This window comes from Desulfobacula phenolica (assembly GCF_900105645.1).
Classification (GTDB): domain Bacteria; phylum Desulfobacterota; class Desulfobacteria; order Desulfobacterales; family Desulfobacteraceae; genus Desulfobacula; species Desulfobacula toluolica.
This window is the reverse complement of record NZ_FNLL01000005.1, coordinates 15,913-41,441: the sequence shown is the minus strand read 5'-3', so window position 1 is coordinate 41,441 and position 25,529 is coordinate 15,913. Positions and strand designations below refer to the sequence as shown.

Here is a 25,529-nt window from a genome sequence, read left to right as displayed (position 1 = left end):
ATTCTTATAAAACAAAGGTGTAAAGAATAAAGCATGAATAACGCCAATAATGATAGGCCAGGTCTTCTTCTGGTGGATGATGAAGATGGTTTCCGAACGACAATCGCCAAGAGGCTTGGAAAAAGAGGGTTTGCCCCTATTCAGGCTTCAAGTGGAGAAGAGTGCCTGGATATTCTTGGCCGTAAGCCTGTAGGTGTGGTTGTTCTGGATGTTAAAATGCCCGGGATAAGCGGGATTGATACATTAAAAGCCATTAAACAGACCTATGAAAAAATTCAGGTTATTCTTTTAACAGGAAATATTACAGTTTCAGATGGAATTGAAGGAATAAAATCAGGTGCGTTTGATTATTTAACCAAACCTGTGGAACTTGATCACCTGGTAAATAAAATCAAGCAGGCCTTTGAAATGATTAGGCTGGAGGAAGAACAACAAAAAGAGCTGGAATACCGTGCAAAGCTGGAAAAAAAAATGATTGATACGGAACGTCTTGTATCTCTGGGCACCATGTCCACCGGCATTGCCCATGAAATAAACAATCCTCTGGCCATCATCAATGAATCTGCAGGTTTTATGAAGCAGGTGATCATTCAACCGGAAATGTCAAGGATACCCCAGAAAGAAGCATTGCTGCTGGGGATAGAAAAAATAGAAAAAAGTGTTAAACGGGCCCGTAAAATTACCCATCAGCTTCTGGGCCATGTTAAAAAACAGAAATCTCAGATTTCAGAAGTTGACCTGAAAGCCTTGCTGGGTGAAACATTAGGATTGCTTGAAAGGGAAGTGGAAGAAAAAAACATACAGATCAAATGGAAAACCGACAAGAAAAAAAAGGTTCTATGGAGTGATCCTTATCAGATCCGTCAGATTCTCATAAATCTTTTGAGCAATGCGGTTCATGCGGTGAAGAATAATGGTATCATTACATTGTCTTTGTTGGAAACCGATGTTGATATCAATCTTGAAATTAAAGATAATGGAATCGGCATACCTAAAAAGAATTTAGGAAAGATATTTGATCCTTTTTTTACAACCAAACCTTTTGATGAAGGAACCGGTCTAGGGCTTTTTGTGGTTCATAAAATCATTTCCAGTCTGAGTGGTGAGGTTACGGTTGAAAGCACTTTGGGTAAGGGAAGCAGTTTTATGATTAATCTGCCAAAAAGGCTTGAATGAAAACAATGTGCGCAAATACAGTATAATGGTATGTAAATATAGTGAAATAATATATAATTACAGTAATATACAATATGACTATTGAGATAATTAATTATTCAAGGAGTGAAGAAAAATGATAAAAATACCAGCAAAAGTCCTGATAGTTGATGACGAAAAAGATTTTGTTGAAATGTTTTCCCTGCGCCTGGAGCAGCAGGGAGAGAAAGTCTCCACAGCCTACAGTGGCAATGAGGCGTTGAAGGCTTTGGAAAAAGGAGGCATTGATGTGGTTTTCCTGGATATCAGGATGCCTGGCATGGACGGAATAGAAACTTTAAAACAGATTAAAAAGCTTTATCCCATTGTTGAAGTCATTATGCTGACAGGTCACGGGTCAACGGAAACCGCAGTGGATGGTATGAAACTGGGTGCATTTGATTATTTGATGAAACCGGCTGATTTTGAAGATATAAAAACCAAACTGGAAAATGCCAGGAAACGAAAAGATGAACACGAAGAGCGAATAAGGCAGGCTGAAGTCAGGCTCCTTTTACGGCGAAGCGGAGATGTATAAGCGTTTTTATGTATTGTATACGGCGGGTATGAATTAAATTTTCTAAATTCAAAAGGTTAAAAGGTTAAAAGGTCTGCATCCGGAATTATGAAAAAAATTACAGTCCAGTTGAGTCTTAAAAACAGGGTCTACCTGGTCAATGCCATCCTTTTGTGTATTACAATGGTTGGTGCGGTACTCATGGTCTGGTATACCTATAAGATAGAAAAAATTTTCAGTGATATTATTGATAAAAATATTGTGATTTATCAATCTGCTGAAGCCCTTGGTACATCCCTTGTAAATCAGAAAGGATTTGTGTCGTATTACCTGCTTGACGGTGACCCGGCATGGATTGATCAGCTTAATAAATATAAGCAGCTTTTCAATGAACACCTGGTAACCGTCAAGTCTTTGGTTGAAGAACAATGGGAAAAAGATTCAGTGGCTCAGATTGAATCTGAATACGATTATTATGTTAATATAAAAAAGAAAGTCATTGAGTTTTATAAATCCGGTAATTATGACAAGGGAAGTAGTCTTCACAAGAATGTGCGGCAACATTTTTTTAAAATTCTGGAGTTATGCGAAGCATTTAAAACCTTTCATAAAGACAAAATTTCAGATGCCATCAACACAAGCCGTATGGAATCCAATCAACTCAGATATATTGCCCTTCTTGCCATTATTACGGTTGTTGTCCTGAGCCTTATGATAAATTATATTTTTGCCCGCCATATATTGGAACCCATTCGAAAGCTGGCAGCAGAAGCTGATTTGCTGGGAGAATCAAATTCTTCTGGAAATGAAGTGGCTGCATTAAAACAAAGTGTCCACGGTCTGATTGAAAATTCAGAACAGGCCCATCAACAATTAAAGCGGAGCCAGGAAACACTTATGCAGTCGGAAAAAATGGCATTACTGGGCAAACTGGCTGCCGGAACAGCTCATAGTATCCGAAATCCATTGACGTCTGTAAAAATGAGGCTTTTTTCATTAAACCGGTCGTGTGATTTTACAAATTATCAACAAGAAGATTTTAATGTGATCACAGGAGAAATCAAACAGATCAATAAAATTGTTGAAAATTTTTTGGAATTTTCCCGTCCGCCCAAATTGAGGATGGAAAAAATGAGTCCTTCGATTGTTGTGGACAGTGCCCTTCGTCTGCTGGGACAGCGGTTAAAATCCTATAATGTGAGTACCCGGTTAATCCGGCATCGTCCCCTTGCCGAAACATTTATAGATCCTGAACAGCTCAAGGAAGTGATTGTGAATATCATGATCAATGCCTGTGAAGCCATGAATAAAACCGGTTTGATTATCATCCAGGAAGAAGAAAATTATGTGGAGCCTCTAAAAAAAGTTGTGGTTATCAGAATTATTGATGATGGTGCGGGAATTCCCCAGGAAATCAAGGAGCAGGTATTTAATCCTTTTTTCACCACAAAAGATGACGGAACCGGTCTTGGTCTGAGCATAGCGTTTAATATCATAAATGAACACGGGGGGTGGCTGGATGTATCCAGTGAACAAGGCCAGGGGGCATCCTTTATTATTACACTTCCCATAAAGGATGCATAATATGGATACTATTCTGGTTATTGATGATGATGATCAATTGCGAAAAAGTTTTTGCAAGCTTTTAAAAGAGGAAAAGTATGCGGTGATCAGTGCAGCTTCCGGTGAGGCCGGCATTGAAATTGTTAAACAGAATGTGTTGGATCTGGTTATCCTGGATATGCGGTTGCCCGGTATAAATGGGATGGAAACATTCAAACAGATCAAAAAAATTGATTCAAAATTGCCGGTCATCATTGTGACTGCCTATGGCACAACCCAGATTGCCATCGAAGCCACCAAGATGGGTGCTTATGATTATGTCCTCAAACCATTTGATGTGCCGGAGATGCTCAACCTGATCGAACTGGCAATCGAGGCGGGATATTTTATGAGATCGCCGGTTGAAGTGGATGCTGTTCCTGAGAAACAGTCAGGAGATGCCATTATAGGTCAAAGCAAACTCATGCAAAACGTATATAAATCAATCGGCCGGGTATCTCAAACCGATGCGACCGTTTTAATACTGGGAGAATCGGGAACCGGAAAAGAATTGGTGGCCAGGGCAGTCTATCAGCATGGGATTCGTTCTGAAAAGGCTTTTTTGATTATTAATTGCGTTGCCATACCTGAAAATCTTCTTGAAAGTGAATTGTTCGGTTATGAAAAAGGGGCATTTACCGGGGCTTCCCAGCGGCATATCGGGAAAATAGAACAGGCAAACGGCGGTACTGTGTTTTTGGATGAAATCGGGGACATGCCTTTAAATATACAGGCAAAGATTTTAAGGCTGCTGCAGGAAAAAAGTATTGAAAGACTTGGGGGTGAAGAAACCATTCCCGTTGATGTGCGCATTATTGCTGCAACAAATAAAAATTTGGAACAGGCAATTGAAGAAGAAAAATTCCGGGAAGATTTATATTTTCGGCTAAAAGTGGTGACCATTGAATTGCCGCCATTGAGAGAAAGGCGGGAAGATATTAATAATTTGATTTCATATTATATGGCTAAATTTTCAACTGATTTAAAAATTGATAATCCCAGTATCCAAAAAGAAGCGCTAACTCGCCTGAATCTTTATGACTGGCCGGGAAACATAAGGGAATTGTCAAACCTGATTCAAAAAGTGATGATTTTCAACAGGGGCGCCCCGATCTCTAATGCAGACCTTGAGCAGGTGATCAACAAAAAAGAAAAAATCAAATTTACCGAAGAAATCGAATTAAATATTATTCAAGAGTGGGTCCGGCAGGTATTATCAAGTCCGTCTGAAAAATCCAGTTTTGATGATTTCATAGATACCATTTCAAGTATAGTTGTTGCAGAGGCTTTGAAAATAACCAACGGAAATCGTTCCCAGGCTGCAAAATTATTAAGTATGTCACGACCTACTCTTCATGCCAAAATTGATAAGTACAATATTAAGCTTAAAACTGAAATATCCAAATAGATATATGTAAAATATTCTGGTTAGATCTAAAGATATTGCCAGATTAACTGCCATGTCAGGCTTGGTATTTCACTAATGTTTGCCTGCAACAAATAATGCAAGTCGCTATTTGGTTTGTCAGGCAATTATTTGTTTATTAAGGCTGTCTGCAAAAATATTAAAGCTGTCTGTATGAATACCCATACAGACAGCTTTTTTTGATGGATTACTGAATTTTATACCAGGATATCGCAGACCAGATCAAAAATATCAGGCAGTCGTATAATACCGACAACCTTATCTTCTTTGAGGACAAGAAGTGACTGGTGGCAACCCAGTATAAACTGATGAACTGCCTCTGAAATCGGTGCGTTTTCATCAACATATTCCCCGCTGGAAGGGGTATACATGACATTTTTAACTTTCAGCTTAGATGCCTTTTTGACCAGTTCTTCCAAGGTTTCATCCCATAGGTTGAAGTTGTCAAGAAGAGATTTGAGAAAGTCGTTATTGAAGCCAAATCGTGACAATCCAATATTTCCAATACTTTCAGGGTGTTCAAACTGCCGGTATTTGGGCTCAAGTGCTTTTAAGATGCATCGGATACTTAGTTTCCCCGTAATCTGGTTATCTTTATCGTAAACCAGCACAGCTCGGTGTTTATGATTTAATTGTGTATTATTCCTGGACTGTTGAAGCTCTTTAATAGCATTTCCAAGGGTTTCCTCTTCCGAAACAGTTGCATAATCGGATAGTGGAATCATTACTTCTTTAACTTGTTTATCTTTCATGATTGTTCCTCCTCAACTTGGGTAATTATTTTACCAGTATGGACATTCCCATGATAGGAGAGAGTGTCAAGGTAATAAAATAATACCACAAGCATTATTATTTTACCAGTATCGGCATACCCATAAGCGGCCATACAACTGCAACTGCAACTGCAATTACAATCATTAGCATTATACTGGCAGGAATTCCAAAGAGGAAAAATTCTCCTGTTGTAAACTGTTTTGAGTCATAGGCAATGGCATTGGGTGCCGCACCAACAAGCAACAGAAACGGCATACCTGCGGTGACAAGAGCGGCAAAAAGGATAACTTCAGGTGCCACACCCAGATAGGGTGCAATAACCAAAGCAACCGGCAGGGAAATGGCAATGGCTGCAACATTCATGATAAAATTGGTCATGATCATGACAAAAAATGCAATACTCATGATAAAGACAAAATAGTTTGATTTCTGGAACATGGTCAGCCAGTTGATGGCCAGCCACTCTGCGGCACCTGTTTCCCAAAGGCAGAACCCAATACTCATGGCACCGCCGAACAGCAGGATAATATTCCAGGGAATGGATTCAAGATCCTTGATATCCAGTATACGCAATACAAAAAAGAGAATTGTTGAAGTCAAAATGATGGCGGTTTTGTCAACCGGTTTTAAAAACGGGACAAATTGTTTCACAGACATAACAAAAATACAGGCAAAAATGATTATTGCAGCAATGATTTCATTTTTTGTGATTTTTCCCATTGCAACACTCAGTTTTTTTGCTTTTTCGCGAAGCCCCGGAATAGTTGCTCTTTCAGGCTTGAAAAAAATCATGAAAAATCCCCACAAAAGAAAGGTCATGGCCCATCCAACAGGGAACATATAAAAGGTAAGTTCAAAAAAAGAGACGTCTCTTCCGATAATATCCTTGAAAAAACCAAGAGCAACCGCACCCCTTGCCGCACCCAGAAGGGTTACGATACTTCCGGCACCGGCAACAAAAGCCATTCCCATGAACAAGCCTTTACCGAATTTGGTGGGAGTTTCATCATCCGTATACATGCTATAGATGGTCATTAAAAGAGGATACATGGTTGCAGCCACGGCAGTATGGGCCATGATATGGGTCAGGGCAGCGGTTACAACAAAACACCCCAGGTAAATCATGCTGGTTTTTTCCCCCACAACAGCCAGCATCTTATAGGCCAGGCGTTTTGTCAGACCTGTTTTGGTGAAGACCATGCCAATGACAAGCGAAGCAAAAATAAAAAGGACTGACGGGGTCATAAAATCCTTGAATGCCGAATTTGCAGGCCGGATCATAAACAGAACCTGCAGTACGCCGATGGTAAGACTTGTAACACCAATGGGAACCACTTCAAACACCCACCAGGTACCCCCTAAAAGAAACACGGCCAAGGCACCCTTGGCCTCTTTGCTCAACACAAAATGTTTTCCTGTAGGATCAATGGCATCCGGCCATGGCGGTGCAAAATTAACAACAAAAAAAAGTGTAAGACCGATTAAAAGAAAAAGGACACGTTTCCAGTCAAAATTCGAACCTGTTAAAGCTGTTGCATTAGTACTCATGTTAATATAATTCTCCTAAAGTTAATATAATTCTTCCAGGGTTATATCGACCCCTTAAATTCATAAATTGGTCTTAAATAGGATGGTAAGTTGCTTTTTGTCAAGGAAAGTCTGGGAAAATTTTTATTAGTCAAGTTGTTTTTTTTCTTTTATTGACAAACTTTGATTTTTTTATATAAATGTAAAGTTTTGCTTTAAAAAATAAAAGTTATATAGCAGTGAACAGCAAATAAAAATAAAGTGGGAGAATTTATGAGAGTGGGGAATTTATGATTCAATTTTTTATATCAATAATGATGATTTTATTTGGAGGCTTTTTCTCCCTTGTTTTTGCACAGCACAGCAAATCAACAAAAATTATTACTGTTGTTTTGTTAAGTGCAGGATGTTTTTCAGGGGTTATCACTGCAGTTGCACAACTTATGGGGACAGGCAGTGATATGGTTGCGTCCTTTGAATACTTAAATGGTTTTTCACTGGCCTTTCAAATGGACGGACTTTCCGCATTCTTTTTGATGGCCATTTTCGGTGTTTCTCTGCTTGCCGCCATTTACAGTTTCCATTACATGAATCAGACAGAAAATTCAGTGAAAATCGCGGTGAACTATTTGTTTTTCAGTTTCCTGATTGCAGCCATGGCATTGGTTGTAACTGCATCAAATATAATCACCTTCATGCTTTTTTGGGAAATCATGTCCCTGTCTTCTTTTTTTCTGGTCATTTACAATTATGATTTGCCTGAAAACAGAAAAGCCGGGTTTTTATATTTTGTTTTTTCCCATGTCGGTGCCATGTTCATATTCGCTGCATTTGGAATTATTTACGGTTACACCGGGAGCTTTGGATTCGGCTCAATGGCGGCTATTCCCGACTCCGCAAAAATTGTGATATTTATTTTTTCGTTTGTCGGGTTTGGTTCAAAAGCAGGTGTATTTCCCTTTCATGTCTGGTTGCCCCATGCACATCCTGCAGCCCCCAGTCATATTTCTGCGGTCATGTCAGGAGTTATGATCAAAACCGGTATTTACGGTATCATAAGAATGTATGCCCTGCTGAATTTTCACACGCCGATTTTCGGAAATATTGTTCTTATTGCCGGGGTGGTTTCAGGTATCCTGGGGGTTGTATATGCCCTGGGCCAGCACGATCTCAAACGATTGCTGGCTTATCACAGCGTTGAGAATATCGGCATTATTTTAATAGGTCTGGGTATCGGCATGATTGGAGTTTCATCCGGACATCCGCTGATGGCAGTTCTTGGATTTTCCGGCGGATTTCTTCATGTTCTCAACCATGCTGTTTTTAAGTCACTTTTGTTTATGGGTGCAGGCATGGTTCTTCACAAAACTGGAACCAGTTCCATTGATGCCATGGGCGGTTTGCTCAAATCAATGAAAATCACCGGAACAACTTTTATTATTGGATCTCTGGCCATTTCAGGGCTGCCGCCTTTTAACGGATTTGTCAGTGAATTTTTGATTTATATGGGCGGATTTAAAGGGGTTGCCCTTGGTGAGTCTGCTTTTGTTATGAGCATTGTTGCCATTATCAGCCTGGCGATTATCGGAGGACTTGCACTGGCTTGCTTTACCAAAGTGGTGGGGGTTGTTTTTCAAGGTGAGCCCAGGACCAAAGCCGCAGAGAATGTAAATGAAAAAGGTTCAACCATGCTGGTATCCATGTCGATCCTTGCGGCTGCCTGCATTCTGATAGGTATATTTCCATGGGTTTTTATTCAAATGTCCATTAAAGCTGTTTGTGCTTTGGGGCTGGATTACGGCAATATTCCGTTAGCGCCCTTTGAGGGGATGGCGGTAAATATTACGCTTGCCGCAATGATTTTTCTGGTTGTTTTATTGCTGGTGATTGCACTTAGGTGGTATTATTACCGGGGTAAAACCATCACTCAATCCGGGACATGGGGATGCGGTTTTACCCGACCCACGGTTAAAATGCAGTATACCGGCTCATCCTATGCAGCATTCTTGCTTGAGTTTTTCAGTCCGGTGGCACCGTTAAAAGAAGATCATCCTCCAATTAAAGGACTGTTTCCTTTAAAAACATATTACCGCAGTCATGTACATGATATTGCAGAACTTCACATGGAAAAAGTTATCGTTCGTCCGGTGCTGAGCCTGTTCGATAAATTAAGATGGATTCAGCACGGGGATATTCATCTGTATATTGGTTATATTTTACTGGCGATTGTATCAGTATTGTTTTTTATAAACTAAATTCAAATGGGAAAATTTTATGATTGAATCCATTATTCTTTGGTTTCTTGCAATTTTAACGGCACCTTTCTTTTCAGCAGTTATTCTTAAAATAAAGGCTTTTTTCGGAGGGAAAAAGGGGCCACCGTTGCTGATTAATTATTATACGCTGGTCAAGCTTTTTAAAAAAGGATCGGTTTACAGTACCAGTACCACCGTTGTATTTAAACTCGGGCCTATTATTTCATTTGCTTGTGCCATCACCGCACTCATGTTTCTGCCCATTGCAGGATATCCCCCGATTTTTTCATTTAACGGGGATATTATTTTTGTTTTATATATTCTGGGACTTGGCCGTTTTTTTACGATTGCCGCCGCCATGGATACGGCTTCCCCATTTGAAGGTATGGGTGCGGCAAGGGAAGCTTATTTTCCGATTATTTGTGAAGCAGCAACTTTTATGATTTTAATTTTGTTTTATGGATTGACCGGCGAACTTAAGTTATCAGCTTATTTTGCGGGAGAAAATACCCTTGCATTGTGGAATATGGCAGGTGCCCCATTATTGTTTATAGTGATTTCCTTTTTTATTATTTTGTTGACGGAAAATTCAAGAGTTCCTGTTGATGATCCTGCCACACACCTTGAGCTTACAATGATCCATGAAGTTATGGTGTTAGATCACAGTGGACCTGATTTGGGCTTGATTGAGCTGGGCTCTTTTTGTAAGCTGTTTTTCTATTCAACTCTTATCTCACGGCTGATTTTACCTTTTGATTCGGGCATTCCAGGGCTGGTTTTCGGTTTATATATTGCCGGGCTTGTTATTGTATATATGGCTGTCGGAGTTATGGAATCTATCATGGCCCGTTATCGAATGGATAAAGTTCCGCAATTTGTCCTGACATCCTTTGCATTGGCCTTTTTTGCAACTATTATTACGTTGGAGTTTATCAAATGATGCTATATCCGGTTGACACTATTTTGTCACTTGTCCTGCTTTCGGTTTTGTTTTCTTTTGGTTCAAGCCGGCTGCCCGGGCTTATTAAAGTCGTTGCCTTTCAAGGGATTGTGGTATCTATCGTTCCTTTTTTTTTCGGGCATGACATGACGGGCGGTGGCATTTTTTTTACCCTTGTCACGTTATCCATAAGGGGCATTATTATTCCAATGAGCATTTACATGGTCATAAAAAAAGTGGCTATCCAAAGAGAAGTGCAACCCATTATCGGATATCATGCCTCCATACTCTGTGGTCTTGGACTAATCGTTGCCGCAACATTCATCAGCCGTCAGCTGAATATTGCGTCTATCAGTGAATATACGCTCTTACTTCCCACTGCCATAGCGCTTCTGGTTACGGGAATGTTTCTTCTGATGGCCCGGCGTAATGCAATTGCAATGGTATTGGGCTACATCATAATGGAAAATGGTATTTACCTTGTAGGAACTACATTTTCAGTTCGTGCCCGTCATATTGTCGAATTCGGTATTTTGCTCGATGTGCTTGCCGGCGTTATGATAATGGCCATTATACTTCAAAATATCAAACAAACGTTTGATGATGTTGATACCGCTCACCTCAGAACATTAAAGGAATAGGTGTTATTTTATGGTAGAAATTGTTTTTCTGACTCCTTTTATCACCGGCATTCTGGCTTTTTTCCTTCCCAAAAGGGCCGGTCGTCAGCTGTTAGTCGGTACTGGAACGATTCATCTTTTTTTGTCCCTCCTTCTTTGGAAAAATAGACCTGAGGCAATTTTTAAAGGCTATTTTGCCGTGACTCCGGAAGGGTTGTTATCGCTTTTGGTGATTTCCCTTCTGTTTTTCCTGATTTCCATTTATACGATCGGGTATTTGAAAGAAAGTGATATTCTCAAAGAAAATATTTTTTCAGGATCAATACTTTTGTTTTTATCAACCATGACAATGGTAACCCTATCCGACCATATCATGGTCCTGTGGATTGCCATTGAAGCGACAACCCTTGCAAGCGCCCCTCTGATCTATACCCACAGGTCTTCCGCATCCCTTGAAGCAACCTGGAAATATGTCCTCATCTGTTCTGTAGGGATTGCCATGGCGCTTTTAGGATCGGTTCTTATTACCCTTGCCATGGACATTGGTAACGTTGATGTGCCGCTCTCCTATCCGGCACTTGTTAGTGTCGCCCAAAAATTAGATCCCCTGTGGCTTAAAGCCGGTTTTGTTTTCATTTTGGTTGGGTATGGGACAAAAATGGGCCTTGCTCCGATGCACACCTGGCTTCCGGATGCCCATAGTGAAGCCCCCAGTCCTGCTTCAGCCCTTTTGTCCGGCGTGCTGTTAAACTGTGCCTACCTGGGGATTTTTAAAACAAATAAAATTATGTATGCAGCCGGACTCGGTGATTTTTCCGGCATGATTCTGATTGTTTTTGGTTTGATGTCCATTCTGGCAGCCGCAACATTTATCCTTAAACAGAATGAATATAAACGAATGCTTGCTTATTCCAGTATCGAGAACATGGGAATTATCGCCTTTGGAACAGGTGTCGGTGGTTTGGGGGTTTATGGTGCCGTGCTGTGCATGATTCACCACAGCCTGATCAAATCCTCCCTGTTTTTGTCATCCGGAAATATTTTATTGGGGTACAAAGATCGGCTGATTAAAAATACAGGCGATATGGTCCGCTGCATGCCAAAAACATTTATTGCTTTTTTTGCCGGTTTTGCCGGTATTGCAGGGTTTCCTCCGTTTGGGATTTTTATTGGGGAGCTGTTTATTATTGTGGCTGCATTTCGAACCGGTCACTATGTGGCAGTGGGAATTTTTATTCTGAGCCTTTGTGTCATATTTGCCGGATTTGCAAATCAGGTAATGAAAATTTCCTTTAATAATTTTGATAACGATAGCTATGATAAAGGTGATTCTAATAAAAAGGTTTGTTTAACAGAAAAAGCAAGCCTTGTGTGGCCGCAATATATACTGTTGTTAACATCTCTTATATTGTGCTTTTTTATCCCGGACACATTATATCAAACCATTGTTGAGGCAGTAACTGCAATAGGCGGAGGACTTAAATGACGAACGCTTTTTTAGAAATTTCAAACGGTGAGAAAATATCACGGGAAAAAATTCCTCATCTGCCCTTTAATGCATTTTATGATAATGTTTTGAGCATTGTAGAAGAGGGTGGGAAAGTGGTCCAGTATTTTGCTTATCAGGAAAAAGACTCTATCAAGCTCATGGCAGTTTTGCGAACAGATAAACTTCTTGTGGCCGGCTGTGACGCACCTGAGTTTTATCCGTCATTTACTCAAAAACATGAGCTGTTTCACCTGTTTGAAAGGGAAATTGCCGAACAATTCGGCATAAGGCCCGAGGGGCATCCCTGGTTGAAAATGGTCAGGTATCATCCCAACTGCCGGAATGTAGAGGATGTTTTTGGTAATGATTACAAAGAAGATATTCCTGGCAGATATGAGTATTATCAGGTGGAAGGCGATGAAATCCATGAAGTGGCTGTCGGGCCTGTTCATGCCGGTGTCATAGAACCCGGTCATTTCCGGTTTAATTGCATTGGCGAGCGAGTCCTTCATCTGGAAATACAACTGGGATACCAGCACAGGGGCGTTGAAAACCTTTTTTATAATGTTCAAGCAAAAAGATTGCCCATTCTGGCTGAAAATATTGCAGGAGATACCACTATCGGTCACGGCCTTTGCATGGCCCAGGCGGTTGAGGCAATGACCCGGGTTCAACCGGATACCGGGGCTAAAATAATTCGAACCATTGCCTTGGAACTGGAGCGGATTGCCAATCATATCGGTGATCTTGGGGCCTTGAGCGGAGATGTTGCCTTTTTGCCGCCAGCCAATTATTTTGGCCGTATGCGAGGCGATTTTTTGAATTTGTCGCTTTTGATATGTGGAAACCGGTTTGGAAAAGGCCTGGTACGCCCCGGAGGAGTCTGTTTTTCACTCTCTGATGATATTCGCAAAACCCTGAATGAACGGATCAGTGAATTAAAGCCCCAGGTGGAACATGTTCTTGATCTTCTTTTTTCTGCTGCAACCGTACGGGGCCGTTTTGAAGACTGCGGCATTGTCAGCTGCCATGATGCCGGGCAATTGGGTCTGGTCGGACCGGCTGGCAGGGCCAGCGGTATTCCCTATGATGTGAGAAGAAGTTTTCCCACAGAATATTACGGCCAACTGGATATTCCTGAAAACAAAAAAAAACAATGTGATGTATATGCCCGTGCAAAAGTGAGATATGATGAAATTTTGCAATCAATTCATATTATTCAATCTTTGATCAATGTACCTGTAGACACCCGATGTGTGAATGACAGCAATTATAATCTTGCGCCGTCTTCTTTTGTGGCCACGGTAAATGAGGCTTGGCGAGGTGAAGTATCACATGTGATGTTGACGGATGACAACGCAAAAATACTTCGGTACAAGGTCAAAGATCCCTCTTTTCACAACTGGAACGGTCTTGCAATGGCGCTGCGGAATACGGGAATATCGGATTTTCCATTAAATAATAAAAGTTTTAATCTTTCCTATTGCGGATTTGATCTTTGATTATAAAAAGTGTGAAATAATAAGATTTAAACATCATGTTAAATGAGAAAATAATAAAGAGAATATTAAATGTTCACTACACTTAAAAATAGATTTGAACAAGGTTACAGGACATGTGACTATCCTAATGAAAAACCCGCTGTATTTGAGCGTTATCGTGGAAAACCCATGATAAAAAAAGTTGTTTCTCCTGACCTTGTAAAAATGTGTGCAAATGCGTGTCCCCAGGATGCCATTGATATAGAACAAGAAAAAATTGATATGGGCAGGTGCGTATTCTGCGGCACATGCGAACGTATTTCAAAAGGGGAATTTGTAACATTTACCCGGAATTTTGAGACGGCAACTGCCGGCAAACAAGACCTGTTGACCAATGGCGATCTTCCAGCTCTTGCCGAACACTCAAAACAGCACTTTAAAAAATTGTTCGGCCGGTCTTTACAGCTCAGGCAGGTATCGGCAGGAGGGTGTAATGCCTGTGAAGCCGATTTAAATGTATTGGCAACACCGTTTTTTGATCTGGCCCGTTTCGGCATAAATTTTGTAGCTTCCCCACGTCATGCAGACGGCGTTGTTGTGACCGGACCTGTATCCAAAAATATGAAAACAGCTTTGCTGCAGACATATGAGGCCATTGCAGATCCAAAGGTTGTCATTGCTGTTGGAAGTTGTGCAATAACAGGCGGTCCCTTCAGGGGAAGTCCTGAAATAACCGAAGGTGGTTTGGATTCCATTTTGCCTGTGGATCTTTTTATACCGGGTTGTCCTCCGCATCCGCTTACAAATCTTCATGCGTTGTTGACATTTTTTAAATAATTGCTACGGGCAGACCTGGTCTTTCATCCATGTTTACTCACAACAAAAATTGAAAGTAGCTGTTTGGATTTTTAAAGACTTTCATATATATAAAAAAGTAAGGAAGAATAAATGGAGTATTCAGTTTTTGATTTATCAAAACTGCTGGGCGTTGTCCCGGATACCATCGAACGCTGGGTACGGCAGGGAAAACTGCCGGTTTCCAAAACTGGTGCAACGTATCGATTTCATATAAGTGAATTAAAAAAGTGGGCATCCACACATAATATTTGCCTGAATCTTTCAGATAAAGGCGCTTCTGAAAAAAAGGGGGATTCCATCATCTCCTTATCTGATGCCGTGAACAACGGCGGGATTTATTTTGATATTCAAGGAAATGATGTAAATAGTGTTTTAAAGGATGCCATTGAAAAAATTTCAATCATCCCGGATGATTTTAAGACGGATCTTCTTGATCGTTTGGTTGAAAGGGAACAGGCTCTTTCGACCGGGATCGGAAACGCGATTGCCATACCCCATCCCAGAGAGCAATTGAGCTATTTAAACAATCCTGTGGTTTCCATCTGTTTTCTTGCTGATCCAGTAGAATATAATGCATTGGACAACCAGCCCGTATCAATCCTTTTTTTTATATTATGCCCGGAATTGAAAATGCATTTGCATTTATTATCTGCTTTATCTTTTTGTTTAAGAGACCGTCAGTTTATAAACTTTCTTAAATCAAAACCCAATCAGGACAAGCTAATTGAAAAAATTGAAGTTCTTCAAAAAGCCAATCCAATGTAGTTGTAAATAATGGAGCAGCAAAATTCGTGGTTACTATAAAAAATTGGTATAAAACCCTATACCATAAAATGTTTCATCTGGATGACAGGTTGCTGCTCATCATTGCAGGCTCCATTGCCGGAATCTGCAGTGGTCTGGCCGCAGTTACCCTTCGTTTATCCCTTGAGTTTGTTCTGGAGTGGTTGCATCCATTCCGTCACTATTGGTGGGCATTTGTTTTGCCCGGTATAGGTGCGATGCTGTCCTCTCTTTACCTTGACAGGATTGCCAGGGAAGGTGCGGGACATGGTGTGCCTGAAGTCATATACGCTGTTTCAAGATATGGCGGATTATTGCGTTTTAGATCCAGTTATTCAAGATTGATTTCCAGTCTTTTGACCATTGGAAGCGGTGGGTCTGCCGGGCCGGAAGCCCCTGTGGTCATGAGCGGGTCTTCTATTGGTTCCAATATAGCAAAATTGCTTGGTTTAAACGAACGGCAACGCATTACTCTAGTGGGTTGCGGCACGGCAGGTGCAATTGCATCTATTTTTAATGCTCCCATTGCAGGTCTTGTTTTTTCCATTGAAGTGATTCTGGGAGAATGGAAATTTGTGAATATTATTCCCATTGCAATTGCTGCCGTGGCAGGGGCTGAAATCAGCAATGCAATTATTCCGGAACAGGTTATTTTTAACCACCAGCTTTTTCAAATCGGATTTCCTGATATTATGGCAAGTATCGGTCTTGCTGTTTCTACAGCCATAATATCGGTTTTGTTTACAAAAGCGTTAAGGCAGACAGGAAGATTTGCTAAAAAATCTTCTTTTCCTTTATGGGTTAGAGCTGTTGTCGGCGGTTGTACGGTTGGTGCTATCGGGATGTTCATGCCGGTTGTGCTGGCAGAGGGATATCATTTTATTCAGTCAATGATTTCAGGGACCTTTTCAATGGGTATTTTTATTACGCTTGTGGCTGTTTTTGCAAAAATTTTTGCCACAGCCATGACATTGGGGTGGGGAGGATCAGGAGGAATATTTGCTCCCTGTCTGGTTATAGGAAGTCTGACCGGTATTTTATTTCATAAAATTTTGTTTGTTTTATTTCCATCTGCCGGGGTTGCCAGCGAAGGTGCGTATGCCCTGCTTGGTATGACAGGTATTATCAGCGGGGTGATGCAGGCTCCCTTGACCGGAATTTTTTTGATTGCTGAAATCACAGGCGGTTATGAAACCATGCTGCCTCTAATTGTTGTATCCTCCATTTCATCAACCATGAGTCACTATATTGAACCGGCATCTTTTTATTTTAAAGAGTTGATAGAGCGAGGACAGTTTTTAAGACCGGGTACTGATGCTAGGATTTTGTCTGATTTGAATGTCAGTGAACTCATTGACCCAGGGTTTATAAAGGTATCGGAAAATATGGTGTTCAGAGAATTTATTGAGATCATCAAAACTTCAAGTCAGAATTTTTTTCCTGTAATTGAGGACCGGACAGATGACTATAAAGGAGTGATTCAAATCAATGCCATTCGAAAATTCACCTTGGATCCAGGGATGTATGATATGATTTTTTTAAACCAGATCATGGATACCGAAGTTATTACAGCTTCTTTGGAAAATGATCTGCAAGAGGTTCTGGATATGATGGATATCAATCGTATGGACAGCATACCGGTTGTGGAAAATGACAGGTTTATAGGCATGATATCAAAAACAAGAATACTTGATTTGTACCGCAGGGAACTGATCATGCAGACCAGTGTCCGTTAAAATTATATAACGGCCATGGCAGATCAACTAAAAAAAACTAAAGGAGAAGAAGATGAATTATAAATTACTTCATATTTTCAGAAATACACCCTTTGGCAGGGAAACATTTCTTCAATCATTGTATTTTTGTAAAACAATCAATGCATTCCCTGTCGCATATATCCCAAAGAGTGATAAATTTTTGATGTATTTTTCCAATGATGCCGTACAGGTTGATCTGGACCATTCTTATCTGACCTCACCTGCCACTGCCAGACAGCATGCTGAAGAGTTGTTTGATGAAATAAAAATCAAACCCATGTTTTATGAACCAAAAAATTTTACCGCCTCCTCTTTACCGGATATTTCAACTAATTTTGATTATCTGTGCTGCCCTAGATCTGTCAGTGATTTGTCTTCAAAAATAGGCCTGGGACATATCGGGCCAAAGGTCAGAAGGATTATCAAGCATGCTACGTTCCCGATTCTGATTACAAGCCCGGTATTTAAACCCTGGAACAGCATCTCCGTTTTTTTCGGCGGTTCTAAAAATGCAGTGAATGCACTGAAATTAGGACTGAAAATTGCCATGGCTTCAAGCCTTTCATTAAATATTTACACATTGCTGGAGAAAAAGAACAAAGCTTTTTATAAAGATTTGATAAAAAAAGAGGGGTTGGATGAACCTGTCAGCCAGTTATCCAACCAATGGCATTTTTATAAAAAATCAGAGTTTGATACCATGTTGTACGATGTTCCCCATAATTCACTCATTGTTTTGGGAGCATATGGACATGGAATTATCAAGGATATACTGCTTGGCAGCAAAATGGAGCAGATTCAGTCAACGGTGACGAATAACCTTTTGGTTACAGGCCCTTATTGTTCCATATCCATCTGATGGAAAATGAAATTATTAACTGAAAAATTTGGCCGGTCTCTTTCCAGGTCCCCGGGTCGAATTTTAATATTCGGTTATATGTTACTCATTGCACTGGGATCATTATGTTTAATGTTGCCCTTGTCGACTGCCTCCAGACATTTGAAATTTATTGACGCTTTGTTTACTGCAGCCTCTGCCGTTTGTGTTACAGGTCTTACTGTTATGGACACCCCCGGTACTTTTACCCTTTACTGTTGACAGGAGCTTTTGTTTTTTTTTCATCACAACAATTTCAAGTCCCAGTTCCACAGGCCTGGCCGGTTTTTGATTTTTATACCCCTGGGTATATTTTCATGAATATTGACAAAGAGTGAAAATCCGGCTTTTTTCAGGTGTTCTTTTTTTGATGTTAAATCCAGATACCAATTGGGAAAAACAAAATAATTATTATTGTGTTTTGAAATCCAGGCGGTTTCTCCTTTAGGGCTTGTAAACGCCTGGTTTATTTTCAGATCTTTGGAAATAACCCTTGAAATGCTCAATGGCCAGTTGCCATAAATTACCACGCCAAGGGGCAGGGCGCTTGTTTGAGGCAAAGAACAAAAAGTTTGCTGATCAAGCTCCGGGCTGACGATGGCACCTGAAAATCCTGAAGATTTTAAAGTATTGACCGTCATGCTGTTGGTGATATTGCAAAAAGGTCCTGCCCAAAGGTTTAACTGCTTTGGATTTTTAAACAAAGAAAGCTGCCATAACGCATTTAAAACAAAGTTTTTTGCTCCTTTTTTTTGCGCTTTAGCAATGTACTCGGAACATATTGATTCTTCACCTGGAAATAAAAGAGGGTCAAGCCACAGCCAGTTCTTGGGCGAGGGGGGAGAGGAGTATCCCTGGGCAGAAATCCATACGCCTGTTTCTGTCGCGTTGTGTTGTTGTCGAAGCCTTCCCCTTGAAAGGGTGATTTCCCTGATTCTATTTTTCGATTTTACAGTTTTTGGAACAGTTTGAGTCTTAAATTTATTCTCAACAGGACGTATGGATGTTGTTTCTATGTCTTGAAGTTCTGCATCAAGGCTTTTAATAACAGTTGCAAGCTCTGCTCCTCTTCTGTCTATAAGATAGACAGGAGTTCCTTTTTTAACTTTAAATTTAGACTGTTTGCTTAAAAAGAATTTGCCTTTTTTAGGCACAGCCCTTGTGACTCTTTGAATGCTATGAAATTGATCATCTTCAAAGCCTATTCTTAAAAGATCCGAAGGTAAAAGGGCTTCTCTTGTTATAAAAAAAGGAGATGCAGGATTTTGTATTCGTCCTGCAAACAGTCCAGAACCTGTTTCTGATGAGTGTTCCAAAGGATTCATGATCCGTTGTGACAGCAGATTGTAATGGCTGAATTCTCTGCCCATGGCATAATCAAGAAAGGAAAGAGCCTCCTTTTTCTTTTTGGGATCATCTCGCAAGAGTTTATATGCTTTAACCGCATAATAAACATAATGGGGGCTTTTTTTTCGGCCTTCAATTTTCCAGGTGGTTATTTCAGGGATTTGTTTTAATATTTTTACCAGCACATCAGCGGAAAAATCCATACAGGAAAAATGTCTTTTTTTGTGCCCTTTTTGTTCGTACATCCTTCTGCAGGGTTGAACACACCTGCCCCTCAGTGAACTTTTTCCACCAAACCATGAACTCCAATAGCATCGCCCGGAAATAGAATAGCAAAGCGCTCCGTGGACAAACATTTCAAGTTCCATGTCTTCTGCAGGAGTATGTTTTGCCATTTCTTTGATTTCATCAATGCTAAATTCCCTTGGCAAGACAACTTTTTTAAATCCCAATTGGTTTGCGGTTTTCAAGCCGGAAGGGAAAGTGCAATTGCCAAGAGTGGAAAGGTGCAGTTCTTTGTTTAAACCTGCTTTGTTTGCCAGGTTTATCATGGCAAGATCCTGGACGATCAGGGCATCAAAATCAACATACCTGCACAGTTTGCAAAGGATTTTTAACACTTTTTCCTGTTCGGATTCTTTGATAATGCAATTAAACGCAATATAGACTAAAATATTTTTGGATTTTGCAAGTGTTGTAAGTTTTGCAAGTTCTTCAATACTGAAGTTCTCAGCTTCCATGCGTGCGGAAAACATTTTCAGGCCACAGTATATGGCATCAGCACCTGCTGCAATGGCAGCTAAAAATGAATTTTTATCACCGGCTGGTGCAAGAATTTTTGGGGTATTTAAGCTCATTTGTTTTGTTATCCAAATTTGATTTTATAAATGAGTACTATTGCAATTTTTACAAAATTTGTCAAAATAATGAACTTGTAACTTATGATAATTAAAATGGTTAAAGGGCAAAATATATGTTTGTAAAGTATGATTCTGAAGGATTTTTGACACCTGTTGACGGCATAGAAATGAAAACCTTTGCATATGGTGAAAATAGTTTGTTAACGCGGTTTCATTTGAAAAAAGGAAGTGTTTTGCTTCAACATTCCCATCCCCAGGAACAGACAGGATTTATGGTGTCGGGGAAAATGAGGTTGTTTGTTGATAATGAGTCCTTTCTTGCAGAAGCCGGAGACACCTGGTCCATAAAAGGCGGTGTAGAACACAGAGCCGAAATTATAGAGGATTCAGTTGCAATCGAGGTATTTTCTCCTTTACGGGAAGATTATCTGCCTAAATAAGTATAAGGCCCGATAGATGCCATTGGCATTGCAAAATACTATAAGCCTTTCAGATAGTTAATCTAAAAAGCATGTTCTTGTCACTTCTGTATTTCTATGATATTAATTTTGTTCATTTGATTATTGAAATAATTTTAAAAAGGCTTTTTTATGCAAATAAGGATTTATTTATGGATCAGTTAAAGCAACTTAATGATAGAATTATCAGTCGTGTTAATATTAATTTAGAAGAGTTTGGTTTTGATACGGAAAGTTTTGTAAAAAATTCCCTTGAATATGATAAAATGTTAAAATTTTATGCGTTTTATGGTATTACCTCTCGACACCCCATTTATTTTCATTTCAAAAAGTCAAATCTTGCCGGCAGTTATTTTTTTGGGAAATGTTATGTGGGAAGATCTACCATATACAAAAGTGACATAAGGGGGGATGAATTAAAAAGAAAAGGTGATACGATACGTTGTTCAAAGAATATTCCCCTTGTTGAAGATGAAACAATCACTATAAAGGACAGTCTTCTTTATAAAACGCTTGTACACAGCAACTCGCATAACCCTGAGAGTCCTGAAGAATTTGGCATTCGAAATACTATTTCAGCCCATTACGCAAATATTCATGGGTCAACCCTTGAAGGATGTTTTCTGGGGCCTTTTGCAACCGTGGATTTGATGAACCTGCATTCCTGCATTGTCGGTGAATTTTCCTATGTTCAGACAGGGGAGCTTTTTCACAGGAAAATTGATCCCGGAACAGTGTGGATAAGAAATCACAATTTTGAATTTAAATATAAATTTGAAAAAGAAATTCTGGATGATTTTGTAGGGGTGAATTCTTTATATCAGCCCCGCGGCATCATATACGATTTTGTTAAGGAACGGGAGCAGGATTACGAGAAGTTATTTGATGTAGTGAATCTTGAACCCATAGATGCGCCGGCAACTTCAGCTGTCAGCAGATATGCGGTTGTTTTAAGTAAAACACATATTGGTGAAAACGTTCTTGTCGCTCAAAGTGCTTTTTTGGATAATGCTGTAATGGGAGACGGGTCCAATGCCCAGGAAAATTCTTATATTATTCATTCAACCCTTGTCGGCTTGAATGTGACGGCACATGGCGGGAAAATAATACATTCAAACATTGGATTTGAAACCTTTGTCGGATTTAATTCATTTTTAAATGGAAAACCTGATGCAACCATTGACATTGGTGAAGGATGTATTGTTATGCCGCATACAATCATAGATCCTGATGTGCCCATTAAAATACCTGGAGAACATCTGATATGGGGGTTTATCCGTTCTGAAGACGATTTGAGAAACAACACCATTTCATTGGATAAACTTGCTGATGTAAGGGATAGTTTGCGAATAGGAAGAATGGTTTTTTCCGGCAAGGGTTCTGTTTTTATTGATGGCTTCAAAAGGAGAATCAGTCAAATTTTATTGGCAAATGGAGCTCTTTTTAATAATGGTGAAAAACGAGGCCATGCCCAGGATGACCAGAACATATCTTTTAACACCATTCAGCCATATACTACGGGAGAACTTAATGGCTTGTATCCTTCCATAAGGATTAAACCATAGATTTGTAAAATATGAGGGTTGGGGCGGGGGATCTTAAGCATGAATGATGGAGATCAGTAATTATAGGATGGGCACAACACCTTTACAATCAGGGGGGGTATTAGGTGTCTGCGCGCCATCCTCTCGCTTTGACCCTGAAACATTAAACAGGGGAATCCGGGTTTTAGAACAGTTGGGGCTTGAGGTTAGAGTTCCTGAAGAAATCTTTCAAAAGAAGAGGTATCTTGCAGGGGATGATAAGCTGCGAGCAGGTCTGATAAACAGGCTTTTTTCAGATCCTGACATTGATGCAATTATTTGCGCCCGGGGTGGGTTTGGTGCTATGCGAGTCCTGGATCATCTGAATTGGAATCTGATCAGGCATCATACCAAACCGTTTATTGGGTTCTCTGATTGTACGGCAATATTGCTTTCTATCATTGATCAAACAGGAAACAAAGTTATTCACGGCCCCAATGTGGTTTCATTTGCTGATGCCCCTCAAAAAACCATTGATTCTTTTTATGGTACCATCCAGGATTCGGTTGACGCCATTAAAGTTTCAGCCGGGCAAATCATCAAACCCGGTAAGTGTACAGGCGTATTAAAAGGGGGCAATATCACCACCATTTCCCATCTGCTGGGGACACGGTTTCAACCGGACTTTAAGAATTGTGTTCTGTTCATGGAAGACATTGGAGAACCGGCATATAAGATTGACCGTATGCTGACGCAGATGAAAATGGCAGGATTGTTTGTTGGTATCCGGGGCGTCATTACCGGGTCTTTTGAGAACTGTAACAATCGTGAATACCTGGAAGAAATCCTGTCGGAAATATTTGATGAGTATTCTGTTCCCGTTTTGTCAGGCTTGGATGCCGGCCATGGCAAGATTAATTTATCTTTATGCATGGGAACTGATGTTGAAATGGATACGGTAAATTCAAGAATCCACTGGATTTAATTCCTATGGGAAAAGATAAAATTTCCAAGCTGATGGAACAGGCGATTTTAAAGGGTATTTTTCCGGGTGCAGTCTTATTGTGTGCCGTAAATCAGAAAATAGTCTTTTTTGAAGCTTATGGAATGGCAGATCTTTTTAATAAAAGAAAAATGAGAAAAGACAGTATCTTTGATCTTGCCTCCTTGACAAAACCTTTGGCTACAGCACTTGCCGTACTAAAGCTTGTTGAAAAAAGACAGGTTTTTTTGGATCAGAAGATCGGATCCATTCTGGAAGAATTTAAAACAAGTGATAAAGCAGATATTACTATTGATATGCTGCTTAGACACACTTCAGGCTTTCCAGCTCACCGTGAATATTTTAAAAAAATCATAACAACAGCCAAATTGCCCAGGCAATGCCTTAGAGATTTTCTTGTCCATGAACCTCTTGAAAATAGAGTTAATACATGTCAGGTTTACAGCGATCTGGGCTTTATGCTCATTGCATGGATCATTGAAACGATAACCTGTCAAAGGCTGGATCATTTTGTATCAGAGCAGATATATCGTCCCCTTGGAATTGATGACCTGTTTTTTATAAAACTGAATCAACACAATGAAAAATTAAAAAAGTACCGGCAAAAAATTGTTGCCACCCAGCAATGCCCTTGGAGAAAAAGAGTTCTTGCAGGAGAAGTGGATGATGACAATGCCTGGGCCGCAGGGGGGATAGAAGGGCATGCCGGGCTTTTTGGTAGCGCCGGTTCAATATATAAACTTTGCTGTGAAATATTGAATGCAGTGCAGAATAAAAAAACAATTGTTTTGGCACCTGATATTATAAAAAGTTTTGTATTAAAGAAAAATAAGCATGACATGGTTGCAGGGTTTGATACCCCTTCAAAAGAAAATTCTTCTTCAGGTCGATATTTTTCAAAATCATCCATAGGTCATCTTGGATTTACAGGCACCTCTTTCTGGATTGATCCTGAAATATCAAAAATAATTATTTTTCTAAGCAATCGGGTACATCCGTTAAGATCCAATGAAGGGATTAAAAAATTTCGTCCGCAACTGCATGATTTAATACATGCCCAATTAATATGAAATATTGTGCATTAAGAATTTTTAGGCTTGTAAAAAATTGCTAAGTCTGTTAGCAGATAAACTTCAATAAAATTTTGTATCAAATACAATTTATAATTACTTTTCTTGAAAGAGGTAAAATGAATTTTATAACTGACTCTTTGCTTGGCGCATTTTCTAATGACTTGGCAATTGATCTTGGAACCGCAAATACACTTGTATATGTAAAAGGAAAAGGAATTGTATTGAGTGAACCCTCTGTTGTTGCCGTCAGAACCGATAGAAGGTCAAGAAGCAAAGTCCTTGCCGTGGGTGCTGAAGCAAAAAGAATGCTGGGCCGTACACCGGGTAATATTGTCGCAATCAGGCCAATGAGAGATGGTGTGATTGCTGATTTTGAGATTACAGAGGCAATGTTAAAGCATTTTATCCGAAAAGTTCACAACAACCGCAAAACTCTTGTTCGTCCCAGAATTGTCATAGCAGTTCCGTCCGGTATCACCCAGGTTGAGAAAAGAGCTGTCAGGGAATCGGCAGAATCCGCCGGAGCAAGGGAAGTTTTTTTGATTGAAGAACCAATGGCTGCAGCTATTGGTGCGGGCCTGCCCATTACAGAGCCGACTTGTAATATGGTTGTTGATATCGGCGGCGGAACAACGGAAGTCGCTGTTATTTCTCTTGCCGGTGTCGTTTACACACGATCTTTAAGGGTTGCTGGAGACAAGATGGACGCGTCCATCAGCAAACATATAAAACGCAAATATAATCTTTTGATTGGGGAGCGGACAGCAGAGATAATCAAAACAACCATTGGAAACGCATATCCTGACCCTGATAATATTGAAACCATAGAGGTTAAGGGCAGGGATCTTGTGTCAGGTATCCCTAAAATTCTTGCCATTGATTCCGAAGAAGTCAGGGTTGCTATTTCCGAACAGATCGAAGCTATTGTTGAAACAGTTCGAATTGCCCTTGAACAGACACCTCCCGAGCTTGCTGCAGATATCGTAGATTCCGGAATTGTGTTAACAGGTGGAGGTGCATTGTTGAAAAATCTTGACAAGCTTCTCAACGAAAAAAGCGGGCTTCCCATTGTCGTTGCCGATGATCCTTTGTCTACGGTTGCGCTTGGTTGCGGGAAAGTCTTAGACTCCATTGAAATTTTGAAAGAAGTCGTAATTAACTGATT

At 40.1% G+C, this 25,529-nt stretch carries 21 protein-coding genes; 18 read left to right on the top strand and 3 right to left on the bottom strand.

Going from position 1 to position 25,529, the window contains the following annotated elements:
• The first annotated feature begins 33 nt into the window (after positions 1-33).
• The 4 genes from BLT94_RS09215 to BLT94_RS09200 all read left to right on the top strand — a co-directional run bounded on the left by BLT94_RS09215 (position 34) and on the right by BLT94_RS09200 (position 4,721).
• Entirely contained in the window at positions 34-1,176 is a 1,143-nt protein-coding gene (locus BLT94_RS09215; RefSeq protein ID WP_245743065.1) for a hybrid sensor histidine kinase/response regulator, read from the top strand.
• Positions 1,177-1,291: 115 nt separating this feature from the next.
• Positions 1,292-1,732, top strand: a complete 441-nt coding sequence (locus BLT94_RS09210; protein ID WP_092233121.1) for a sigma-54-dependent transcriptional regulator — start codon at positions 1,292-1,294, stop codon at positions 1,730-1,732.
• 87 nt (positions 1,733-1,819) lie between these two features.
• A complete protein-coding gene (locus BLT94_RS09205) occupies positions 1,820-3,295 on the top strand; it encodes an ATP-binding protein (protein ID WP_175530309.1) in 1,476 nt (491 codons plus the stop codon).
• A 1-nt stretch (position 3,296) separates the two neighbouring features.
• Positions 3,297-4,721, top strand: a complete 1,425-nt coding sequence (locus BLT94_RS09200; protein ID WP_092233119.1) for a sigma-54-dependent transcriptional regulator — start codon at positions 3,297-3,299, stop codon at positions 4,719-4,721.
• A 215-nt stretch (positions 4,722-4,936) separates the two neighbouring features.
• On the opposite strand, the gene BLT94_RS09195 is transcribed toward BLT94_RS09200, so the two are convergent.
• Together BLT94_RS09195 and BLT94_RS09190 are read right to left on the bottom strand one after the other, a co-directional pair.
• Positions 4,937-5,491 carry a CBS domain-containing protein gene (locus tag BLT94_RS09195; protein WP_092233115.1) on the bottom strand — a complete coding sequence of 185 codons (555 nt, stop codon included), beginning with the start codon at positions 5,489-5,491 and terminating at the stop codon, positions 4,937-4,939.
• Positions 5,492-5,588: 97 nt separating this feature from the next.
• Complete coding sequence (locus tag BLT94_RS09190) at positions 5,589-7,061, bottom strand: SLC13 family permease (RefSeq protein WP_092233111.1); 1,473 nt, start codon at positions 7,059-7,061, stop codon at positions 5,589-5,591.
• A gap of 269 nt (positions 7,062-7,330) precedes the next feature.
• On the opposite strand from BLT94_RS09190, the gene BLT94_RS09185 reads away from it, so the two are divergent.
• The 9 genes from BLT94_RS09185 (at position 7,331) to BLT94_RS09145 (ending at position 18,082) form a co-directional block, all read left to right on the top strand.
• Positions 7,331-9,295 (top strand): proton-conducting transporter transmembrane domain-containing protein, encoded by a 1,965-nt coding sequence (locus BLT94_RS09185; RefSeq protein ID WP_092233106.1) that lies wholly within the window; start codon positions 7,331-7,333, stop codon positions 9,293-9,295.
• 19 nt (positions 9,296-9,314) lie between these two features.
• Positions 9,315-10,235: a respiratory chain complex I subunit 1 family protein gene (locus BLT94_RS09180; protein WP_092233103.1), complete on the top strand. Its 921-nt coding sequence runs from the start codon at positions 9,315-9,317 to the stop codon at positions 10,233-10,235.
• Positions 10,232-10,876: an NADH-quinone oxidoreductase subunit K gene (locus BLT94_RS09175; protein WP_175530308.1), complete on the top strand. Its 645-nt coding sequence runs from the start codon at positions 10,232-10,234 to the stop codon at positions 10,874-10,876. Before BLT94_RS09180 ends, BLT94_RS09175 begins: the two co-directional genes overlap by 4 nt.
• Before the next feature lie 10 nt (positions 10,877-10,886).
• The gene (locus BLT94_RS09170) at positions 10,887-12,341 is read left to right on the top strand and encodes a proton-conducting transporter transmembrane domain-containing protein (protein WP_092233100.1); all 1,455 of its coding nucleotides are present in this window, start codon (positions 10,887-10,889) and stop codon (positions 12,339-12,341) included.
• On the top strand, positions 12,338-13,846 hold the full coding sequence (locus tag BLT94_RS09165; protein WP_092233096.1) for a hydrogenase large subunit: 1,509 nt from the start codon (positions 12,338-12,340) through the stop codon (positions 13,844-13,846). The genes BLT94_RS09170 and BLT94_RS09165 overlap by 4 nt, the downstream gene beginning before the upstream one ends.
• 69 nt (positions 13,847-13,915) lie before the next feature.
• The gene (locus BLT94_RS09160; RefSeq protein ID WP_092233093.1) at positions 13,916-14,662 is read left to right on the top strand and encodes an NADH-quinone oxidoreductase subunit B family protein; all 747 of its coding nucleotides are present in this window, start codon (positions 13,916-13,918) and stop codon (positions 14,660-14,662) included.
• Between the two features lie 111 nt (positions 14,663-14,773).
• The gene (locus tag BLT94_RS09155; RefSeq protein WP_092233091.1) at positions 14,774-15,448 is read left to right on the top strand and encodes a PTS sugar transporter subunit IIA; all 675 of its coding nucleotides are present in this window, start codon (positions 14,774-14,776) and stop codon (positions 15,446-15,448) included.
• 26 nt (positions 15,449-15,474) lie between these two features.
• The gene (locus BLT94_RS09150) at positions 15,475-17,202 is read left to right on the top strand and encodes a chloride channel protein (RefSeq protein ID WP_092233088.1); all 1,728 of its coding nucleotides are present in this window, start codon (positions 15,475-15,477) and stop codon (positions 17,200-17,202) included.
• Positions 17,203-17,254: 52 nt separating this feature from the next.
• A complete protein-coding gene (locus tag BLT94_RS09145; protein ID WP_092233085.1) occupies positions 17,255-18,082 on the top strand; it encodes a universal stress protein UspA in 828 nt (275 codons plus the stop codon).
• Positions 18,083-18,345: 263 nt separating this feature from the next.
• Here the strand turns inward: BLT94_RS09145 and BLT94_RS09135 are convergent, their stop codons facing one another.
• Positions 18,346-20,304 carry a peptidase U32 family protein gene (locus tag BLT94_RS09135; RefSeq protein ID WP_092233079.1) on the bottom strand — a complete coding sequence of 653 codons (1,959 nt, stop codon included), beginning with the start codon at positions 20,302-20,304 and terminating at the stop codon, positions 18,346-18,348.
• Positions 20,305-20,420: 116 nt separating this feature from the next.
• Here BLT94_RS09135 and BLT94_RS09130 point away from each other — a divergent pair, with 116 nt between their 5' ends.
• The 5 genes from BLT94_RS09130 to BLT94_RS09110 all read left to right on the top strand — a co-directional run bounded on the left by BLT94_RS09130 (position 20,421) and on the right by BLT94_RS09110 (position 25,527).
• On the top strand, positions 20,421-20,747 hold the full coding sequence (locus tag BLT94_RS09130; RefSeq protein ID WP_092233076.1) for a cupin domain-containing protein: 327 nt from the start codon (positions 20,421-20,423) through the stop codon (positions 20,745-20,747).
• Positions 20,748-20,917: 170 nt separating this feature from the next.
• Positions 20,918-22,330, top strand: coding sequence for a transferase (locus BLT94_RS09125; RefSeq protein WP_014957452.1), 1,413 nt, complete (start codon positions 20,918-20,920; stop codon positions 22,328-22,330).
• 43 nt (positions 22,331-22,373) lie between these two features.
• Entirely contained in the window at positions 22,374-23,273 is a 900-nt protein-coding gene (locus BLT94_RS09120) for a S66 peptidase family protein (protein ID WP_245743064.1), read from the top strand.
• 5 nt (positions 23,274-23,278) lie between these two features.
• On the top strand, positions 23,279-24,361 hold the full coding sequence (locus BLT94_RS09115) for a serine hydrolase domain-containing protein (protein WP_092233070.1): 1,083 nt from the start codon (positions 23,279-23,281) through the stop codon (positions 24,359-24,361).
• Between the two features lie 119 nt (positions 24,362-24,480).
• Positions 24,481-25,527, top strand: coding sequence for a rod shape-determining protein (locus BLT94_RS09110; RefSeq protein ID WP_092233068.1), 1,047 nt, complete (start codon positions 24,481-24,483; stop codon positions 25,525-25,527).
• Positions 25,528-25,529: the final 2 nt, after the last annotated feature.

Excerpts from the sequence above, each read along its gene's own strand:
- BLT94_RS09215 (WP_245743065.1), top strand. The coding sequence starts at position 34 with ATGAATAACGCCAATAATGATAGGCCAGGTCTTCTTCTGGTGGATGAT.
- BLT94_RS09210 (WP_092233121.1), top strand. The coding sequence starts at position 1,292 with ATGATAAAAATACCAGCAAAAGTCCTGATAGTTGATGACGAAAAAGAT.
- BLT94_RS09205 (WP_175530309.1), top strand. The coding sequence starts at position 1,820 with ATGAAAAAAATTACAGTCCAGTTGAGTCTTAAAAACAGGGTCTACCTG.
- BLT94_RS09200 (WP_092233119.1), top strand. The coding sequence starts at position 3,297 with ATGGATACTATTCTGGTTATTGATGATGATGATCAATTGCGAAAAAGT.
- BLT94_RS09195 (WP_092233115.1), bottom strand. The coding sequence starts at position 5,491 with ATGAAAGATAAACAAGTTAAAGAAGTAATGATTCCACTATCCGATTAT.
- BLT94_RS09190 (WP_092233111.1), bottom strand. The coding sequence starts at position 7,061 with ATGAGTACTAATGCAACAGCTTTAACAGGTTCGAATTTTGACTGGAAA.
- BLT94_RS09185 (WP_092233106.1), top strand. The coding sequence starts at position 7,331 with ATGATTCAATTTTTTATATCAATAATGATGATTTTATTTGGAGGCTTT.
- BLT94_RS09180 (WP_092233103.1), top strand. The coding sequence starts at position 9,315 with ATGATTGAATCCATTATTCTTTGGTTTCTTGCAATTTTAACGGCACCT.
- BLT94_RS09175 (WP_175530308.1), top strand. The coding sequence starts at position 10,232 with ATGATGCTATATCCGGTTGACACTATTTTGTCACTTGTCCTGCTTTCG.
- BLT94_RS09170 (WP_092233100.1), top strand. The coding sequence starts at position 10,887 with ATGGTAGAAATTGTTTTTCTGACTCCTTTTATCACCGGCATTCTGGCT.
- BLT94_RS09165 (WP_092233096.1), top strand. The coding sequence starts at position 12,338 with ATGACGAACGCTTTTTTAGAAATTTCAAACGGTGAGAAAATATCACGG.
- BLT94_RS09160 (WP_092233093.1), top strand. The coding sequence starts at position 13,916 with ATGTTCACTACACTTAAAAATAGATTTGAACAAGGTTACAGGACATGT.
- BLT94_RS09155 (WP_092233091.1), top strand. The coding sequence starts at position 14,774 with ATGGAGTATTCAGTTTTTGATTTATCAAAACTGCTGGGCGTTGTCCCG.
- BLT94_RS09145 (WP_092233085.1), top strand. The coding sequence starts at position 17,255 with ATGAATTATAAATTACTTCATATTTTCAGAAATACACCCTTTGGCAGG.
- BLT94_RS09135 (WP_092233079.1), bottom strand. The coding sequence starts at position 20,304 with ATGAGCTTAAATACCCCAAAAATTCTTGCACCAGCCGGTGATAAAAAT.
- BLT94_RS09130 (WP_092233076.1), top strand. The coding sequence starts at position 20,421 with ATGTTTGTAAAGTATGATTCTGAAGGATTTTTGACACCTGTTGACGGC.
- BLT94_RS09125 (WP_014957452.1), top strand. The coding sequence starts at position 20,918 with ATGGATCAGTTAAAGCAACTTAATGATAGAATTATCAGTCGTGTTAAT.
- BLT94_RS09120 (WP_245743064.1), top strand. The coding sequence starts at position 22,374 with ATGATGGAGATCAGTAATTATAGGATGGGCACAACACCTTTACAATCA.
- BLT94_RS09115 (WP_092233070.1), top strand. The coding sequence starts at position 23,279 with ATGGGAAAAGATAAAATTTCCAAGCTGATGGAACAGGCGATTTTAAAG.
- BLT94_RS09110 (WP_092233068.1), top strand. The coding sequence starts at position 24,481 with ATGAATTTTATAACTGACTCTTTGCTTGGCGCATTTTCTAATGACTTG.